Source organism: Rhizobium sp. TBD182 (assembly GCF_001950375.1).
Lineage (GTDB): Bacteria > Pseudomonadota > Alphaproteobacteria > Rhizobiales > Rhizobiaceae > Agrobacterium > Agrobacterium tumefaciens.
Genome location: NZ_BDLN01000007.1, coordinates 145901 through 163376, shown reverse-complemented (window position 1 = coordinate 163376; position 17476 = coordinate 145901). Strand labels below are relative to the sequence as shown.

Below are 17476 nucleotides of genomic sequence, written 5' to 3'. Positions count from 1 at the left end.
CAACGCCGAGAAGTTCGAGCCGATCGCCACGCACCATGTTGCGATGAGATGGCCGAGCTTGGACAGCTTGTCCCAGCCGAAAAAGAACAGACCGACAAAGGTGGCTTCCAGAAAGAAAGCCATCATCCCTTCGATCGCTAGCGGCGCACCGAAGATATCGCCGACATAGTGGCTGTAATAACTCCAGTTCATGCCGAACTGGAATTCCATGACGATGCCGGTGGAAACACCAAGCACGAAGTTGATGCCGAACAATGTACCCCAGAATTTCGTCATCTGCCGCCAGATGGTGCGGCCGGTCATGACATAGACCGTTTCCATGATGGCGATCACCACGGACAGTCCGATCGTCAGGGGAACGAATAGAAAGTGATATAAAGCGGTAACAGCGAATTGCAGGCGCGATAGCGCCACGATGTCGAGTTCCATGTTTTTACCCCACCTTTCAGGAAAGGCCGGCCTTCTGTTACGAAACGGCGCCGGCCCTGAAAAAATCACTCAGTCCGGACGCAATGTTTGCAGCATTACGTCGTATTCCGGGGTGCCGCTTTGACATTGATCAAGTTGGCGCCCCTCTCTCAGCACGATGATGCGATCGGCAAATTCCGCCTCACGGCGATTGTGGGTTATCATCACGACAGTCTTGCCTTCCGCCCTTGCAAACAACCGGCCGAGCACGTCACGGGCGGTTTCGCCGTCCAGCCCTTCCGTCACCTCGTCTAGAAGCCAGAGTGGTTTGTCGCGTAGAAGGAAACGGGCAAGGGCGAGCCGTCGTGACTGACCGCCGGAGAGACCCTGCCCCGCCTCGCCAAGTCTCGTATCCAGCCCGGCGGCCAAGGTTTTGACATGCTCGCCAAGGCCTGCCGATTGCAGGGCATCCCACAGTTCACGCTCGGTCGCGGCAGCTTTTGCCAGCCTCAGATTGTCAGCGATGCTGTCTCGGAAAAGCTGACTTCTCTGCGTCATGAGCGAGCAAGGCAAAGCGCTGACCCTGCCCGCCGCCGGTTGCACTTCACCAGCCAGAAGCTGGATGAGGCTGGTCTTGCCTGCACCGCTCGGCCCGATAATCGCAACCGTCTCTCCGGCGGCGATTGCAAGGTTGATATTCGTCAGGACAGGATTTTCGTTCCCATCCCGCTCCAGCCGCACACCATCAAGCTCAGCCGCCAAGCCGTTGGCAGGCAGGCGCGGACAGTTGGCGGCTGCCTCGGCGGAAAGACGCGGCGCAATGCGTCTTGCCGAAAAAAGCGTGCGCCCGAGTTCCATTGCACCACGGCGTAGCGCCGTGAAGGGCTCCAGCGCGGCGAAACAGACGAGCAGGCCGAGGGCGGCAGTCGGCGCGGTCACAACGTCCTGCTCCGCAAGCCAGGCCATGCCGAGGAGAGCCGCACTCAAAAGAGCCGCCGCTGAGATGCCGAAGGAAAAACCGGCATTGGTTTCGATCCGGTTCAAGCGGTCGTCGCAGGCGAGCAGATAATTGTCGGCCCGTTCAATCGCCGCAACCTGCGCGGAAAGACGGGCAGTCGTGAGCAATTCCACCTGCCCGTTGACCAAGTCCGCCGTGCGGGCACGAAGCGCTTCAAGCCCGATTGCCCGGCGACGCGCAAATTTTTCCGCCGTCAACGCCGAGCGCACTGAAATGCCAAGACCCGCCGCAATGAGGAAGAGGGCCGCCAGAACGCCCGCAAGCGGATTGAGGAGGGCAAGACCGATGCCTGTTGCGATTGCGGCGAGGATTGCGACGGCGGCGGGTACCAGCACGCGCAGATAAAGCGAATCCAGCGCGTCGATATCCGCAGTCAGCCGGTTCAGCAGGCGGGCGGGCCTCGCCTCCAGATGTTTCGCCGCCTGCGGTGCGGCAAAGCCACGAAACAGCTTTTCGCGAAGCGCTGCAAGCACGGACAGCGTCGCCTCATGGGTGGTCATGCGTTCGCCATAACGGGCAGCGGTGCGTGACAACGCCAGCAGACGGATGGCCGCCGATGGCGCAAAGACGTCGAAAGCATAGGCCGTCGCAGGGACCAGACCGGCAATCGCGGTCGCAGTAATGAACCAGCCGGAAACGCCGAGAAGGCCTATACCCGCCAGCACCGTGGTTGCTGCCAGAACCGCGCCAACGAGCAGCATGCCGCGACGTGCCGACCAGAACAGGGAAATGACAGGTTTCAATATGGCAAAACGCGCGATCATGACTGCCCCCTCGAATGGATCGTCGTCATATTCACGACCCTGTCCATGCGCGCGGCGAGCACAGGATCATGGGTTGCGACGATCAATGTCCTGCCTTTTGCGAGTTGCAGCAGGTTTTCGGTGACAAGCGCAGCCGTCTCCCGGTCAAGATGCGCTGTCGGTTCATCGACCAGCACAAGCTGCGTCGCCGGATCGGCGAAAGCACGCGCAATGGCGAGGCGCACCGCCTCCCCGCCCGAAATACCGTAGCCGCCGTCTCCTATAGGCAGATGCCGGCGTGCTTTCGACAATGCATCCAGCCCGGTGCAGCGCAGCGTCTCATCAACCATACCTTCGCTGACACCGGCGCGGCCAAAGCGAATGTTCGCCTTCAGGGAACCGGCAAAAAAGAACGGCTTCTGGCTGACCCAGCCGATTGTCTTGCGCAGTCCATCGGCAGTCGCATGACCAAGCGTTACGCCCCCGATCCCTATTGTACCGCCGTCAGCCTCGGCCAAGCCGGCAATCAAGGAGAGTACAGTGGATTTACCACAACCGGAAGGCCCAAGAATCGCAACTGTCTCGCCTGACTGGACCGTAAGATTTAGATTCCGAATGGCAGGCGGAGCATTCGGATAGGCGAAGGAGAGATTAGCCAACTCCACCAGACCGGGCGTCGGAAAAGGGGCCATTGCGACCTCCTTACCCTCACCCACGATGGCTTTGCCAGCCCGCGTCAATGTGTCGAGCGCGCCCAGCGCCGCCTCGCCGGCTGCGCGGTCGTGCCAGACGGCGGACAACTCCCGCAGCGGTTCGAAAAAGGCAGGCGCCAGAAGCAGGATGAACAGCCCCTCGGCAAGTGTCAGCTTCTCGCCCCACGCGCCGAAATCGAGAAAACTGAGCAGATGGAAACCGATATAAACGGCTGTCATGGCAACGCCGAGGGCAGCGAAAAGCTCCAGCACCGCCGAGGACAGAAAGGCGATCCGCAGGACAGCCATCGTCCGCTTCTTGAGGTTCTCTGCGTCCGTCCGCAGGCGTCCAGCGGTCAGATCAACGGCTTCCAGTGCGCGGATCGTTTCCAGGCCACGCAGGCGATCGAGCAGGAAAGCATTCATGTTGCCGGTCTCGGCCAGCTGCTTTTCACTGGCAGCCTTCGCCTGCCAGCCGATCAGCGCCATGAAAAGCGGGATAGTGGGCATGGAAAGCAACAGAACAAGCGCCGCAATCCAGGTAAATGGCAGGATTGCCAGCACGAAAACCAAGGGGACAATGGTAGCTTTCATCCGCGCAGGCTGGAACCTGGAAAGATAAGGTACCAGCGCTTCGGCTGCCTCTGCGATAACGCTTGCCGCCTCGCCGGAGGCCGTACGCGCCAGATCAAGCGGCGACACCTCCGCAACGGCATGAAGCGCTTGCAGCCGCCGCCGCGAAAGGGCGGCACGCGCGGCGCGAAACGACAGTCTCGCAGCAACTTTTTCCAGCCATGCCTTGAGGAGACCGAGAATGAGAACAGCCACGGCCGCCGGCAGGATCGCCGTCATCGGCGCACCGTCGGCAATATTTCCGACCGAAAATGCAAGCAAACCCGCCTGGGGCAACCAGAGCAGAGCCGGCAGGACATGCAGCAGGGCGACCGATCTTCCTACCGCGGGTGCCTTCGCGAGTTCCGCCGTACCGACACCCTTGTCATTGGCGGATTTACCGAAGAAGCGCCGCCGTGCCTTGTCGGGAGAGACCGCCGCTGGAACTGGACAGTCTGCATCATCGCCATTGGCGGATTGCCGGATTTCTGCGGACATGCTCACGGACGATCTCCTCACCTGTCCTTCTTGGCACGGGGTCTGGCAAGAGAGACGATCTTGTCCTTGGCCTCCAGAAGCTTCGTGACCTTCGAGCCGAGTGCCAGAAGCGAAGCCAACCGCTCCGTCTCCAGCTTCTTCACATCGTCATACCAGCCGGTGAGCTGCTCGATCAGCGTTTTCATCTCATCGATGCGCTTCTGCGCATGCCGCTCCTCTTCGTTTTCCGGCTTCTCCATCAGGATTTCACGAAGCACGCTGAGTGTCGGGTCGATCTCGCGCTTCTTGCGCTCTTCGGCAAGGGTGCGCAGAATTTGCCACACATCCTCCGGCGTCGTGAAAAAATCGCGCCGGTCGCCGGGGAAATGCTTGAGAATTGCAAGGTTCCACGCCTGAAGCTCCTTCAGGCTCATCGACACATTGGAACGGGAAATGCCGAGCGACTCGACAATGTCGTCCGCGCAGAGCGGCTTCGGCGAGATGTAAAGCAAAGCATAGACCTGGCCGACCGTGCGGTTGATGCCCCAGCGGCTGCCCATCTCGCCGAAATGCAGCACGAAGGACTGAACGAGCGGAGAAAGATTGGTGGGCATTTCTTTGCTTCCTGTATTTTCAGTAATTTCTGAAATTTCGATAAAGCAAAAAATGGCAATCGGCAAATCACCTTTTTGACCTGCGTCAAAATGTGCAAATCAGAAGAGGCAGCGACTGCCGGGGATCAGGGCTGCGCCCTCTGGTACACTTTCCCGGCCCGCGATGCACGAAATGATATCGATAACATCAAAGACGTCTTGTTGTAGATGGAAGCGCGCGCATGAAAAATCGGCGGCGGATTAATCCACCGCCGATCAAGACGTCGACAAACCGGCGTGCGCAACAGGCGCTTACGAAAAAGCGATCTGCACCTTCATGGCGCGGCTGCGGTCGGAGGCAAATTCGAAGGCCGAGATGGCGTCATCGAGGTCCACCGTCTGGGTGATGAACGGCTTGACGTCGATCAGGCCTTTGCGCATCAGTTCGACGCCCGTCGCGAATTCCTCGTGGAACCGGAAAGAGCCGCGCAGATCGAGTTCCTTGGCAGTAATCGCCATCATCGGCAGGCTCATATCGCCACCAAGGCCAAGCTGGACGATGATGCCGCGCGGACGCAACGCCGTAATCCCGCCCGCCAGTGCAACGGCGGCACCGGAGCATTCATAGAGAACGTCGAAGGTTCCCTTGTTCGCGCCGTACGCCGCCAGCGCATCAGGCTCATCCTTGCTGTTTATGACGCGGTCCGCGCCCGCTTCCCGCGCCTTGGCAAGCGTGAAGTCCGAAAGATCGGTCGCGACGATTTCAGCGGCACCGGCACGGCGGGCAGACAGGATGGAGAGAATGCCGATGGGGCCGCAGCCGGTGACGAGCACGCGTTTTCCGAGCAAATCGCCGGCGCGGCGGGTGGCATGCAGCGTTACCGCCAGCGGTTCCGCCATAGCTGCCTCACCGGCACTCAAACCGTCGGCCGGAACGCATTGCAGGGCATCCGCGATGAGAACCTCGCGGAAAGCGCCCTGAATATGCGGAAACGGCATGGCGCTGCCATAAAAGCGCATGTTGAGGCACTGATTGTGCAGGCCTTCCTGGCAAAAGCGGCAGGTCCTGCACGGACGGGACGGCGAAACCGCGACCAGACCGCCAACCTTCAGCCCTTCGACGCCCTCGCCCAGCTCCTCAACAATGGCGGAGACCTCATGTCCCAGCACCATTGGTTCGCGAAGCCGTACCGCGCCGAAACCACCGTGATTGTAATAGTGAAGATCGCTGCCGCAAATCCCGCCCCGAGCCAGACGAAGACGCACTTCTCCTGCCCCCGGCGCCTCCTCCGGCCTCTCCTCGATGCGTACATCCTTTGCCCCGTGGGCGACAATCGCTCTCATAAATATCTCCCGTTCGATATCGCGCCTTAAACGGCGCAACAAAATAATCCCTATCCCAATCATTGCCGCCGCCCTGCAGCCTCCCCGCGCGCATGTTGCGTACCGGAAACAGGCGTTTAAGCCTTGACATCCACGTCTGAAAGGGATGAATGTTATCGATAACATAAACCGGCATGAAAGCAATGTCGAGAGACTGGAGGAAACAGTGGGCCTTAATTTGTTCGATCTTTCCGGCCGCCGCGCCCTAATCACCGGCTCGTCGCAGGGCATCGGCTTTGCGCTGGCGCAGGGCCTGGTGGAGGCGGGAGCCGAAGTGGTGCTGAACGGCCGCGACGAGGCAAAGCTGAAAGCAGCCGCCGCAGGCATCAAGGGTGCCAAGACGCTCGCCTTCGATGCCACCGATCATGATGCGGTGCGCAAGGCCATCGACGGTTTCGAGGCGGAAGTCGGCCCCATCGATATTCTGGTCAACAATGCCGGCATGCAGCACCGCACACCGCTGGAGGATTTTCCGGCCGACGCCTTCGAGCGCCTGTTACAGACAAACATCGCCTCGGTGTTCCACGCAGGGCAAGCCGTCGCGCGTCATATGATCAGCCGTGGACGTGGCAAGATCATCAACATCGCCAGCGTCCAGACCGCTCTTGCCCGCCCCGGTATCGCGCCGTACACCGCCACCAAGGGCGCCGTCGGCAATCTGACGAAGGGCATGGCGACGGACTGGGCCAAATATGGCCTGCAGTGCAACGCCATTGCGCCGGGCTATTTCGACACGCCGCTCAACGCGGCGCTGGTGGCCGACGAGACGTTTTCAGCATGGCTTGAAAAACGCACGCCCGCCGGCCGCTGGGGCAAAGTCGAAGAGCTTGTCGGCGCCTGCATTTTCCTGTCGTCCGATGCCTCGTCTTTCGTGAACGGACATATTCTTTACGTCGACGGCGGCATTACCGCCTCGCTTTGAAGAAGCCGTAACCACGACGCTTTGGGAGGAGACCGTGAGCACCATGACCGAGAAGAACAAAATCGCCCTCATTGGCGCTGGCGCGATGGGCGGCGCGATCGGTACGCGGCTGATCGAGACCGGCAATCACCTGACGGTTTTCGATCTGGACGCGGAAAAGGTGGCGGCTTTGACCAGCCTTGGTGCGCATAGCGCCGAGACGGCGGCGCAAGCGGCTTCGGTCTCCGATGTCGTGATCCTCAGCCTCAATTCGCCGAAAATCGTCCGCACCGCCGTTTTCGGCAAAGATGGCGTGGCGGCGGGGGCCAGGCCCGGCACGCTGATCATCGACATGTCCTCCATCGATCCGGAAGCGACAAAAGAACTGGCGGCGGATGCGGCTGAAAAAGGGCTGCGCTGGGTGGACAGCCCGCTTTCCGGCGGCGCGCCGAAGGCACTCGTCGGGCAACTGACCCTGATGGCCGGCGGCACGGAAAAGGATGTGGCCGATGCCCATCGCGTGCTGCGGCACGTGGCCAGCAACTACACCCATATGGGTCCAAGCGGCGCAGGCCAGACGACGAAGCTCATCAATCAGGTTCTTTGCGGGCTGAACTTCCTTGCCGTAGCGGAAGCAACGCAGCTTGCGCTGGATGCCGGCGTCGATGCCGCCAAAATTCCGCAGGCGCTGAAAGGCGGCCGCGCCGACAGCGCAATTCTTCAGGAATATATGCCACGTTACGTGGCGAAGGATTACCGCCGGACTGGCCGCATCGACAATATGGTCAAGGACCTGAACGGCGCGCAGGATCTGGCTCGACGCACCAACACGGCCATGCCGCTGACGGCGGTTTGCGCCGAGGTGCACCGCATGCTGACAGCGGCGGGACTTGGCGGCGAGGATCAGGCCGCCCTAATGGAATTTTTCACCGGCGCGAAACGCACCTTCACGGAATGATTTGCGCCATGGCCAGGGCAATAACACCTTAGAGGCCGAGCTGACGCGAGGTCATTAAGGTGTGCCACCGTCATGGCCATTGCGAAATGTCTCCGCAGCGAAGATGATCGGGCGAATCGGCGGCGCAATCGGCCCGACGGCCGCAGACGCTTGCATGAAGGACAATTTCCCGATGACCACTTCCGCAACAGGCACGGGGATTGCCAGCCTGACCGTTTCCGGAAACGGCTTCAGCGCCGAGATCGCTTATGAGGGCGCGACCCTTCTGAGCTGGCGGCCACGACTTGCCGATGGCAATGAAAAAAACCTTGTCGACGGCTATTCGTCGCTTCAGGAATTGCAGTCGCAGAACGGCGTGAGAAACGGCATTCTCGCCCCGTTCACCAATCGCATTCCTCAGGGCCAATTTAAATTTGGCGGGGAGATGCACCGTATCGAGCCGGTGCTTGCCCACGAGGACCTCGTCTTCCACGGATTTGCCCGTGCCCTGCCCTTCGCCCTCGACCGGTCTTTCGAGGAAAACGACGCGCACATTATCGTCTTTCGTGCCGAGATATTGCCGGCCGAATTCAAGGGCTATCCCTACCATCTCGCCATCGAGGTGGAATACCGGTTTGCCGGCCATGCGGTTACCATCGATATACGCGGCATCAATGGCGACGACCGGCCTTTGCCCTTTGCGGCCGGCTGGCATCCCTATTTCCGTCTGCCCGGCATATCCTCCATCGACGATCTCCTTCTCACCCTACCGTCGCGAACAGCGATCAAAACGGACGAGAATTTGATACCACTCACCGACAGTGAGACGGGCATTCTCAAACGGGACGATGCAGCGTTTCTTTCTGCCGCGCCGCTCGCAGGCCATGTGCTGGATGTCTGCTTTACCGATCTGATCCCATCCGCAAACGGGCTTTACGAGACTAGGATCGAAAACCGGAACGATGGTTCGAGCCTGACCGTTTGGCAGGAGCGCGGCCACATGCATGTCTTTACCGGCGATACGCTTGCCCGCGACAGGCGAAAATCCATCGCGCTCGAACCTGTGGAAACACCGACAAACGCCTTCAACCAGCCGCAACTTGAAGCGGACATCACCCTTCAACCGGGCGAGACCCGAAGTTTCCGCTTTGGTTTCCGTTTTGAAGCCGAGAGCTGAAAAAAGACCAAATATTGCGATCAGATATGCGTCGTCGGGAGTGAAGACGACAGCTTCACCGTCTCCATGGAGATATAGGCGGACATGTCGTAAAGCTCGACCCGCCGGAGGATCTGTTTGTAGATGGTGTCGTAATATTCGACATTTGGCAGCACGAGTTTCAGAATATAATCGAAATTGCCGGTCAGCCGGTGCACCTCGACGATCTCCGGTATGGTGCTGACGGCGGCATGGAACCGGTCCAGCCAGTCCTCCGCATGCAGGCCGGTTCTCACAAGCAGGAAAACCGTGGTCGGCAGGTTGATTTTCCGCCGGTCGAGCAGCGCCATCGTGCCGGTCACATATCCTTCCGCACGCAGACGCGTGATACGGCGGGAACAGGCGGAAAGCGATAATGACACCTCATCCGCGATATCGGCGAGAGGTGTTTCTGCATTCTCCTGGAGAATCGCAAGGATTCGGCGGTCACGGTCGTCAATCATTGCTCAAGAATGCATCAGTTAACGTAGTGGCGCAAGAAATTTGCGAGCTGAGCATAATGCACGCCCAGAATTTGCAATCTGCCTTCTAAATCCCTGAAAAAACGCATGCCGTTTTCATCGCGGCAATGGCATTCTTGTCATCAATCAAACTTTTATAAGGGAACGCCTATGAAACGGATCGGTCTGATCGGCGGCATGAGCTGGGAATCCACCGCAACCTATTATCGCATGATCAACGAGGCCGTTCGTGACAGCCGCGGTGGGCTCGTATCCGCCGATATCGTCATGCATTCGCTCGATTTTTCCGAGGTTGTCGCCCTTCAGAAGGCTAACCGCTGGGATGAGGCCGGCGCGCTTTTGGGCGCTGCGGGTGCGCGTCTTGCCAATGCGGGTGCCGATTGTGTGCTGATCTGCACCAACACCATGCACCTCGTTGCGGAAACCGTTGAAAAAATGTCGGGCGTCACTCTCATCGACATCATTGACGAAACTGCCACCGCATTGAAGGCGGATGGACGCCGCAAGCCGCTTCTGCTCGCCACACGCTACACGATGGAACATGGCTTCTACACCGACCGCATGCGCCGCCACGGCGTCGATGTGGTCGTGCCGGATGAGGAAGACAGGGCCGCCATCCACGACATCATTTTTGGCGAATTGTGCCAGGGCGAGATCAAGTCGTGCTCGCGCGAGCGCTACATGTCGGTCATCGAGAAAGCCCGTGCGCTCGGCGTCGATTCCGTCATTCTCGGCTGCACCGAAATTTCCCTGCTGATCGATCCCGATGCCCTGCCTTTGCCGGGCTACGATTCGACCGCCATTCACGCCCAGGCCGCTGTCGGCTTCGCGCTCGAAAACAAGGCCCTGAACAGAGCTGCATGAATGTGCCGCCTTTTTGCCTATTCCGGTAAACCGGTCTGGCTCGACAGTCTTCTGATCGAGCCGGAAGCATCGCTGGTCAGCCAGTCCATGGCCGCAAGGGAAGCTAAAACCGTCGTCAACGGCGACGGTTGCGGTCTTGGCTGGTATGGCGAGCGCGGAACGCCCGGCGTTTTTCGCGACACCAGACCCGCCTGGTCCGACGCCAATCTGGCCGCCCTTTGCCACCAGCTCCGCTCGGGCATGTTCATGGCCCACGTCCGCTCCGCCACATCAGGCGAAGTATCCCGTGCCAATTGCCACCCCTTTGCGCATGGTCAATATCTGTTCATGCATAACGGCCAGATCGGCGGCTACGAGCAGATCAGGCGCGACATTGATTCCCTCATACCCGATGATATTTATTCCGCCCGGCGCGGCACCGGCGACAGCGAAGCCATCTTCCTGATTGCCGCCGGCCACGGCCTTGATGCGGACCCGGTTCGGGCCATTTCCACCGCGCTGCGCCTCTGCCTGGAAAAGATGATCGCGGCGGGTGTTTCTTCCGCGTTGCGGTTCAGCGCCGTGTTGATGGATGGCGATTGCCTGCACGCCTTCCGCTGGTCAAGCGACGACAAGCCGCCAACGCTTTACTGGCGCGGGCTTGAAGAGGGCATCGCGCTAAGCTCGGAACCCTTTTCCTTCGATTGCACCCCGTGGTGTGCGGTGCCGCCAAATACCCGGGTGACGATCCGCGCCGGCGGTATGACCACTGAACCTTTTTCCCTGCCGTAAACGTCGCATTTCATGACGACCGAGGCCATTTTTTTCAGTTTGGCCGCCACCGGTGGGCGCGGCTGCGGCAGCGTCGTGTTTATTTTCATTGAATTATCTCCGCCGCGAAGGCTAGTGTGTGATCCGATAGACCGAAACAGATTTCAGGACCGGTGAACCATTTCAGAAGTGTTGCAGCCCCTCTCCCTTTCTTGAACGATGCCCTGCATCGCAACGACCATGCAAACCCGTTCATGAATGACGGACAATGGGCAGGCAATGCCTTTGGCGATCCTCGGGACGCTGAAGAAAAAGTGTTATTTTTCATTACCCTAAGCTGTTCAAATTTCCACAAAAAATGCTGTTGCCACGCCTCCATATCGATGCATAAACTGGCATCAGTAAAGGCAAACCGGATCGACCTCATCAGACCCTCTCCTCCCACCAAGGTGCTGACCGACCAATGATCAATAATCTAAACGCCGCCGATCTTCCCCGTCCCGCCCCGCGCAGTTCCAACCCGGAAATCATGGCAGCGGAAATCATCGAGCGCCTCACCTACCGTATCGGCAAGGACGTAAAAGTTGCCAAGCCGCATGACTGGCTGACCGCGACCATTCTCGTCGTCCGTGACCGCATCATCGACAAGTGGATGGCCTCCACCCGCAAGGCCTATGCCAACAATTCCAAGCGCGTTTATTACCTGTCGCTCGAGTTTCTGATCGGTCGCCTGATGCGCGATGCGATCTCCAATATCGGGCTGATGCACGAAATCAGGGACGCGCTTTCTTCGCTCGGCGTCGATCTCGATGTCATTGCCGGACTGGAACCGGATGCGGCACTTGGCAATGGCGGCCTTGGCCGTCTCGCTGCCTGTTTCATGGAATCGATGGCAACCGTCGATATTCCCGCCTATGGCTACGGCATCCGTTATGTGCACGGCCTTTTCCGCCAGCAGATGGCGGACGGATGGCAGGTGGAATTGCCGGAGACGTGGCTGGCGCACGGCAATCCCTGGGAATTCGAACGTCGCGAAAGCTCGTATGAAATCGGCTTTGGCGGATCGGTGGAAACCATCGGTGGATATGAGGAGCCGCAGCGCTTCGTCTGGAAACCGGCCGAACGCGTCATTGCCATGGCTTACGACACGCCTGTCGTCGGCTGGCGCGGCACCCGCGTCAACACCTTGCGCCTATGGTCGGCGCAGCCTATCGACCCCATTCTGCTTGCCGCCTTCAATGCCGGCGACCACATCGGCGCGCTGCGGGAAAGCAACAAGGCCGAAAGCCTGACGCGCGTTCTCTACCCCGCCGATGCGACCCCGGCCGGCCAGGAATTGCGTCTGCGGCAGGAGTTTTTCTTCTCCTCCGCCTCCCTGCAGGACATTCTGCGCCGTCACCTGCAGCAATATCCGGATTTCACCTCGCTGCCCGACAAGGTTTCGATCCAGCTCAACGACACGCATCCGGCCATTTCCATCTGCGAAATGATGCGCCTGCTATGCGATGTCCACGGCCTTGAATTCGACGAAGCCTGGAAGATCACGCAGGGCACCTTCTCCTACACCAACCACACGCTTTTGCCCGAAGCGCTGGAAAGCTGGCCCGTCCCGCTGCTCGAGCGGCTTTTGCCGAGGCACATGCAGATCGTCTATGCGATCAATGCCAATACGCTGGTATACGCCCGCAAGGAAAAGAAGATGCCGGATCAGCAGATCCGGTCCATCTCGCTGATCGACGAAAACGGTGAGCGGCGCGTGCGCATGGGCGATCTCGCCTTCATCGGCTCGCATTCCATCAACGGTGTCTCGGCACTTCATACCGAACTGATGAAGGAAACGGTCTTTGCCGACCTGCACAGCCTTTATCCCGAGCGCATCAACAACAAGACCAACGGCATCACCCCGCGCCGCTGGCTGATGCAGTGCAACCCCGGCCTGACCGGATTGATCCGGGAAGCGATCGGCGACGATTTCCTCGACGATGCGGAAAAGCTGACAGCGCTCGACCGCTTCGCCGACGATGCCGGTTTCCGCGAAAAATTTGCCGAGGTGAAGCGTCTGAACAAGGTGCGGCTTGCCAATACGGTGGCGCAACGTATGGGCATCCGTGTCGATCCCTCGGCCATGTTCGACATCCAGATCAAGCGCATCCACGAATATAAGCGCCAGCTTCTGAACCTTATCGAAACGGTGGCGCTTTACGACCAGATCCGTTCTCACCCGGAACTGGATTGGGTACCGCGCGTTAAGTTCTTCGCAGGCAAGGCAGCGCCGAGTTATCACAACGCGAAGCTGATCATAAAACTTGCCAACGATATTGCCCGGGTCATAAACAATGACCCGGCCGTGCGCGGGCTTCTGAAAGTGGTGTTTATTCCGAACTACAACGTCTCGCTTGCGGAAATCATGGTTCCGGCCGCAGATCTTTCCGAACAGATCTCGACGGCGGGCATGGAAGCCTCGGGCACCGGCAACATGAAGTTCGCGCTGAACGGCGCGCTCACCATCGGCACGCTGGATGGTGCGAACGTCGAAATGCTCGAACATGTCGGCGAGGACAACATCGTCATCTTCGGCATGACGGCGGAAGAGGTGTCGAAAGCGCGCGCCGAGGGCCACAACCCCCGCGCGATTATTGAACAGTCGGTGGAACTGTCGCAGGCGCTGTCATCCATCGCCTCCGGCGTATTCTCACCCGACGACCGCTCCCGCTTTGCCGGGCTGATCGACGGCATTTACAACAGCGACTGGTTCATGGTCGCGGCCGACTTCGACGCCTACGCCGAAGCGCAGCGCAAGGTGGATGCGATCTGGAGCGATCCGGAAAGCTGGTATGCGAAAACAGTCCGTAACACTGCGCGTATGGGCTGGTTCTCGTCCGACAGGACGATCCGGCAATACGCCGCCGATATCTGGAGAGCCTGATGAAAAAACCGCTCAATTCGGCCGAAGAGAAAAAGACTGGCGAAATCACGAAGGCTGAAATCGAGGCGATCAAGAGCGGTTTGCATTCCAACCCCTTTGCACTTCTCGGCGTTCACGAAACGCCGGGAGGTTTTTCTGCACGGTGTTTCATTCCGGGGGCTGAAGAAGTATCTGTCCTCACACTGGACGGATCTTTCGTCGGCGAACTGAAGCAGCTCGATCCGGAGGGTTTTTTCGAAGGCCCGGTCGATCTCACCTCGCGTCAGCCGGTGCGTTATCGCGCCTGTCGTGACGATGCGGAATGGGCAGTGACCGACCCCTACAGCTTTGGTCCGGTTCTTGGACCGATGGACGATTATTTCGTCCGCGAGGGATCGCATCTGCGGCTGTTCGACAAAATGGGCGCTCATCCGCTCAAGCTTGAAGGCGTCGAAGGTTTCCACTTCGCCGTCTGGGCTCCCAATGCGCGGCGCGTCTCCGTCGTCGGCGATTTCAACAATTGGGATGGCCGACGGCATGTGATGCGCTTCCGCAAGGATACCGGCATCTGGGAAATTTTCGCACCGGACGTCTATGCCGGCTGCGCCTATAAATTCGAGATTCTCGGCGCAAACGGCGAGCTTCTGCCGCTGAAGGCCGACCCCTATGCGCGGCGTGGTGAACTGCGGCCGAAGAACGCCTCCGTCACCGCACCGGAACTGGCGCAGAAATGGGAAGACCAGGCCCACCGCGAACATTGGGCGCAAGTGGACCAGCGCCGGCAGCCGATCAGCATTTACGAGGTGCACGCCGGTTCCTGGCGGCGTCGCGAAGACGGCACCTTCCTAAGCTGGGATGAAATGGCCACCCAGCTCATTCCCTATTGCACGGATATGGGCTTCACCCATATCGAGTTTCTGCCGATCACCGAACATCCCTACGATCCGTCCTGGGGTTACCAGACGACCGGGCTTTACGCCCCGACCGCCCGTTTCGGCGATCCGGAAGGTTTCGCCCGCTTCGTCAACGGCGCCCACAAGGTCGGCATCGGCGTTATCCTCGACTGGGTTCCCGCGCATTTTCCAACCGATGAGCACGGCTTGGGCCTGTTTGACGGGACAGCGCTTTACGAACATGCCGACCCGCGTCAGGGTTTTCACCCCGACTGGAACACGGCCATCTACAATTTCGGCCGCATCGAGGTATTGTCCTACCTCGTCAACAACGCGCTTTACTGGGCCGAAAAATTCCATCTCGATGGACTGCGAGTCGATGCAGTCGCCTCGATGCTCTATCTCGATTATTCCCGCAAGGAAGGCGAGTGGATCCCCAACGAATATGGCGGGCGCGAGAACCTGGAATCCGTCCGCTTCCTGCAGAAGATGAACTCGCTCGTCTATGGCACCCATCCGGGCGTCATGACCATTGCTGAAGAATCCACCTCCTGGCCGAAAGTGTCGCAGCCGGTTCACGAGGGCGGCCTTGGTTTCGGCTTCAAATGGAACATGGGTTTCATGCACGACACGCTGAGCTATTTCTCGCGTGAGCCGGTGCACCGCAAGTTCCACCATCAGGAACTGACCTTCGGGCTGCTCTATGCCTTCACCGAAAATTTCGTGCTGCCACTTTCCCATGACGAAGTAGTGCACGGCAAGGGATCGTTGATCGCCAAGATGTCCGGCGACGATTGGCAGAAATTCGCCAATCTCCGGTCCTATTACGGCTTCATGTGGGGTTATCCCGGCAAGAAGCTGCTGTTCATGGGGCAGGAGTTCGCCCAGTGGAGCGAATGGAGCGAAAAGGGATCGCTCGACTGGAACCTTCGCCAATATCCGATGCATGAGGGCATGCGCCGCCTCGTGCGCGATCTCAACCTCACCTACCGTTCGAAAGCCGCTCTGCACGCCCGTGACTGCGAACCCGAAGGTTTCCAGTGGCTGGTGGTCGATGATCACGAAAACTCGGTCTTCGCCTGGCTGCGCTCGGCGCCCGGCGAAAAACCGGTTGCGGTTATCTGCAATCTGACCCCGGTCTACCGGGAAAACTATTATGTGCCGCTTCCTGTTGCGGGGCGGTGGCGGGAGATTCTCAACACCGATGCCGAAATTTATGGCGGCAGCGGCAAGGGAAATGGCGGACGCGTTCAGGCGGTCAATGCCGGTGGGGAAATCGGGGCGATGCTCGTCCTGCCGCCCTTGGCAACGATCATGCTCGAACCGGAAAACTGACAGACAGAACGGGAGGACACCATGTCGGAAAAAAGAGTTCAGCCCCTGGCGCGTGATGCAATGGCCTATGTTCTCGCGGGCGGTAGAGGAAGCCGTTTGAAGGAATTGACGGACCGCCGGGCAAAACCAGCGGTTTATTTTGGCGGTAAGGCCCGCATCATCGATTTTGCACTTTCGAACGCGCTGAATTCCGGCATTCGCCGCATCGGCGTCGCCACGCAATACAAGGCTCACTCCCTCATCCGCCACCTGCAACGCGGCTGGGACTTCTTCCGTCCCGAGCGTAACGAAAGCTTCGACATTCTGCCGGCCTCGCAGCGCGTGTCCGAAACGCAATGGTACGAAGGCACCGCCGACGCCGTTTACCAGAACATCGACATTATCGAGCCCTATGCGCCTGAATATATGGTCATTCTGGCCGGCGACCATATTTACAAGATGGACTACGAATACATGCTGCAACAGCATGTCGATTCCGGCGCGGATGTAACGATCGGTTGCCTTGAAGTGCCACGCAAGGAAGCGTCCGGCTTCGGCGTGATGCATGTGAACGAAAAAGACGAGATCATCGACTTCATCGAAAAGCCGGCCGATCCGCCCGGCATTCCCGGCAATGAGAATTTCGCGCTTGCCTCAATGGGGATCTACGTCTTCCACACGAAATTCCTGATGGAAGCGCTGCGTCGCGATGCCGCCGACCCCACCTCCAGCCGTGACTTCGGCAAGGACATCATTCCCTATATTGTCCAGCACGGCAAAGCCGTCGCCCACCGTTTCGCGGACTCTTGCGTGCGTTCGGATTTCGAGCACGGACCATACTGGCGCGACGTCGGAACCATCGATGCCTATTGGCAGGCCAATATCGACCTGACGGATGTGGTGCCTGACCTCGATATCTACGACAAGTCCTGGCCGATCTGGACCTATGCGGAAATCACTCCGCCGGCGAAATTCGTGCATGACGATGAGGACCGCCGCGGTTCTGCCGTGTCGTCGGTCGTGTCAGGCGATTGCATCATTTCCGGCGCCGCCCTCAACCGTAGCCTTCTGTTCACAGGCGTGCGCGCCAATTCATACTCCCGCCTTGAGAATGCCGTAGTACTGCCGAGTGTGAAGATCGGGCGCCACGCCCAACTCAGCAACGTCGTCATCGACCATGGAGTGGTCATTCCGGAAGGACTGATTGTAGGAGAAGACCCCGAACTGGATGCCAAACGTTTTCGCCGCACGGAAAACGGCATTTGCCTTATCACCCAATCGATGATCGACAAGCTGGACCTGTAGAGCC

Annotated in this window: 14 protein-coding genes; 8 read left to right on the top strand and 6 right to left on the bottom strand. The window is 59.2% G+C overall.

What is annotated here, in order from left to right; genetic code table 11:
- The 5 genes from T18_RS27790 to T18_RS19890 all read right to left on the bottom strand — a co-directional run.
- A partial coding sequence (locus tag T18_RS27790) for a cytochrome ubiquinol oxidase subunit I (protein WP_323455241.1) occupies positions 1 to 429 on the bottom strand: 429 nt, incomplete at its 3' end.
- A gap of 69 nt (positions 430 to 498) precedes the next feature.
- On the bottom strand, positions 499 to 2190 hold the full coding sequence (gene cydC, locus T18_RS19905) for a thiol reductant ABC exporter subunit CydC (RefSeq protein WP_038494639.1): 1692 nt from the start codon (positions 2188 to 2190) through the stop codon (positions 499 to 501).
- Positions 2187 to 3971 (bottom strand): thiol reductant ABC exporter subunit CydD, encoded by a 1785-nt coding sequence (cydD, locus tag T18_RS19900; RefSeq protein ID WP_038494636.1) that lies wholly within the window; start codon positions 3969 to 3971, stop codon positions 2187 to 2189. The genes cydC and cydD overlap by 4 nt, the downstream gene beginning before the upstream one ends.
- Before the next feature lie 17 nt (positions 3972 to 3988).
- Entirely contained in the window at positions 3989 to 4564 is a 576-nt protein-coding gene (locus tag T18_RS19895; protein WP_013762080.1) for a GbsR/MarR family transcriptional regulator, read from the bottom strand.
- 291 nt (positions 4565 to 4855) lie between these two features.
- Positions 4856 to 5887, bottom strand: a complete 1032-nt coding sequence (locus T18_RS19890; protein ID WP_004431840.1) for an L-idonate 5-dehydrogenase — start codon at positions 5885 to 5887, stop codon at positions 4856 to 4858.
- A gap of 205 nt (positions 5888 to 6092) precedes the next feature.
- On the opposite strand from T18_RS19890, the gene T18_RS19885 reads away from it, so the two are divergent.
- The 3 genes from T18_RS19885 (at position 6093) to T18_RS19875 (ending at position 8941) form a co-directional block, all read left to right on the top strand.
- Positions 6093 to 6848 carry an SDR family oxidoreductase gene (locus T18_RS19885; protein WP_025595224.1) on the top strand — a complete coding sequence of 252 codons (756 nt, stop codon included), beginning with the start codon at positions 6093 to 6095 and terminating at the stop codon, positions 6846 to 6848.
- A 43-nt stretch (positions 6849 to 6891) separates the two neighbouring features.
- Positions 6892 to 7785 carry an NAD(P)-dependent oxidoreductase gene (locus T18_RS19880; protein WP_038494633.1) on the top strand — a complete coding sequence of 298 codons (894 nt, stop codon included), beginning with the start codon at positions 6892 to 6894 and terminating at the stop codon, positions 7783 to 7785.
- Between the two features lie 172 nt (positions 7786 to 7957).
- The gene (locus T18_RS19875; protein ID WP_035200637.1) at positions 7958 to 8941 is read left to right on the top strand and encodes an aldose 1-epimerase; all 984 of its coding nucleotides are present in this window, start codon (positions 7958 to 7960) and stop codon (positions 8939 to 8941) included.
- A 20-nt stretch (positions 8942 to 8961) separates the two neighbouring features.
- Here T18_RS19875 and T18_RS19870 read toward each other — a convergent pair whose 3' ends face one another.
- Positions 8962 to 9423 carry an Lrp/AsnC family transcriptional regulator gene (locus tag T18_RS19870; protein ID WP_003498392.1) on the bottom strand — a complete coding sequence of 154 codons (462 nt, stop codon included), beginning with the start codon at positions 9421 to 9423 and terminating at the stop codon, positions 8962 to 8964.
- A gap of 168 nt (positions 9424 to 9591) precedes the next feature.
- Here T18_RS19870 and T18_RS19865 point away from each other — a divergent pair, with 168 nt between their 5' ends.
- From T18_RS19865 to glgC, 5 genes are all read left to right on the top strand, one after another.
- Positions 9592 to 10305 carry an aspartate/glutamate racemase family protein gene (locus T18_RS19865; protein ID WP_004431822.1) on the top strand — a complete coding sequence of 238 codons (714 nt, stop codon included), beginning with the start codon at positions 9592 to 9594 and terminating at the stop codon, positions 10303 to 10305.
- The gene (locus tag T18_RS19860; RefSeq protein WP_004431819.1) at positions 10306 to 11076 is read left to right on the top strand and encodes a class II glutamine amidotransferase; all 771 of its coding nucleotides are present in this window, start codon (positions 10306 to 10308) and stop codon (positions 11074 to 11076) included. It begins immediately after the preceding gene.
- Between the two features lie 442 nt (positions 11077 to 11518).
- Positions 11519 to 13981 (top strand): glycogen/starch/alpha-glucan phosphorylase, encoded by a 2463-nt coding sequence (locus T18_RS19850; RefSeq protein ID WP_038494630.1) that lies wholly within the window; start codon positions 11519 to 11521, stop codon positions 13979 to 13981.
- On the top strand, positions 13981 to 16188 hold the full coding sequence (glgB, locus tag T18_RS19845) for a 1,4-alpha-glucan branching protein GlgB (protein ID WP_019566535.1): 2208 nt from the start codon (positions 13981 to 13983) through the stop codon (positions 16186 to 16188). Before T18_RS19850 ends, glgB begins: the two co-directional genes overlap by 1 nt.
- Before the next feature lie 21 nt (positions 16189 to 16209).
- Complete coding sequence (gene glgC, locus T18_RS19840) at positions 16210 to 17472, top strand: glucose-1-phosphate adenylyltransferase (protein WP_004431809.1); 1263 nt, start codon at positions 16210 to 16212, stop codon at positions 17470 to 17472.
- The last annotated feature ends 4 nt before the right edge of the window (positions 17473 to 17476 follow it).

Bases quoted from the DNA above. Each gene is read 5' to 3' on its own strand.
- cydC (WP_038494639.1), bottom strand. From the start codon at position 2,190: ATGATCGCGCGTTTTGCCATATTGAAACCTGTCATTTCCCTGTTCTGG.
- cydD (WP_038494636.1), bottom strand. From the start codon at position 3,971: ATGTCCGCAGAAATCCGGCAATCCGCCAATGGCGATGATGCAGACTGT.
- T18_RS19895 (WP_013762080.1), bottom strand. From the start codon at position 4,564: ATGCCCACCAATCTTTCTCCGCTCGTTCAGTCCTTCGTGCTGCATTTC.
- T18_RS19890 (WP_004431840.1), bottom strand. From the start codon at position 5,887: ATGAGAGCGATTGTCGCCCACGGGGCAAAGGATGTACGCATCGAGGAG.
- T18_RS19880 (WP_038494633.1), top strand. From the start codon at position 6,892: ATGACCGAGAAGAACAAAATCGCCCTCATTGGCGCTGGCGCGATGGGC.
- T18_RS19875 (WP_035200637.1), top strand. From the start codon at position 7,958: ATGACCACTTCCGCAACAGGCACGGGGATTGCCAGCCTGACCGTTTCC.
- T18_RS19870 (WP_003498392.1), bottom strand. From the start codon at position 9,423: ATGATTGACGACCGTGACCGCCGAATCCTTGCGATTCTCCAGGAGAAT.
- T18_RS19865 (WP_004431822.1), top strand. From the start codon at position 9,592: ATGAAACGGATCGGTCTGATCGGCGGCATGAGCTGGGAATCCACCGCA.
- T18_RS19860 (WP_004431819.1), top strand. From the start codon at position 10,306: ATGTGCCGCCTTTTTGCCTATTCCGGTAAACCGGTCTGGCTCGACAGT.
- T18_RS19850 (WP_038494630.1), top strand. From the start codon at position 11,519: ATGATCAATAATCTAAACGCCGCCGATCTTCCCCGTCCCGCCCCGCGC.
- glgB (WP_019566535.1), top strand. From the start codon at position 13,981: ATGAAAAAACCGCTCAATTCGGCCGAAGAGAAAAAGACTGGCGAAATC.
- glgC (WP_004431809.1), top strand. From the start codon at position 16,210: ATGTCGGAAAAAAGAGTTCAGCCCCTGGCGCGTGATGCAATGGCCTAT.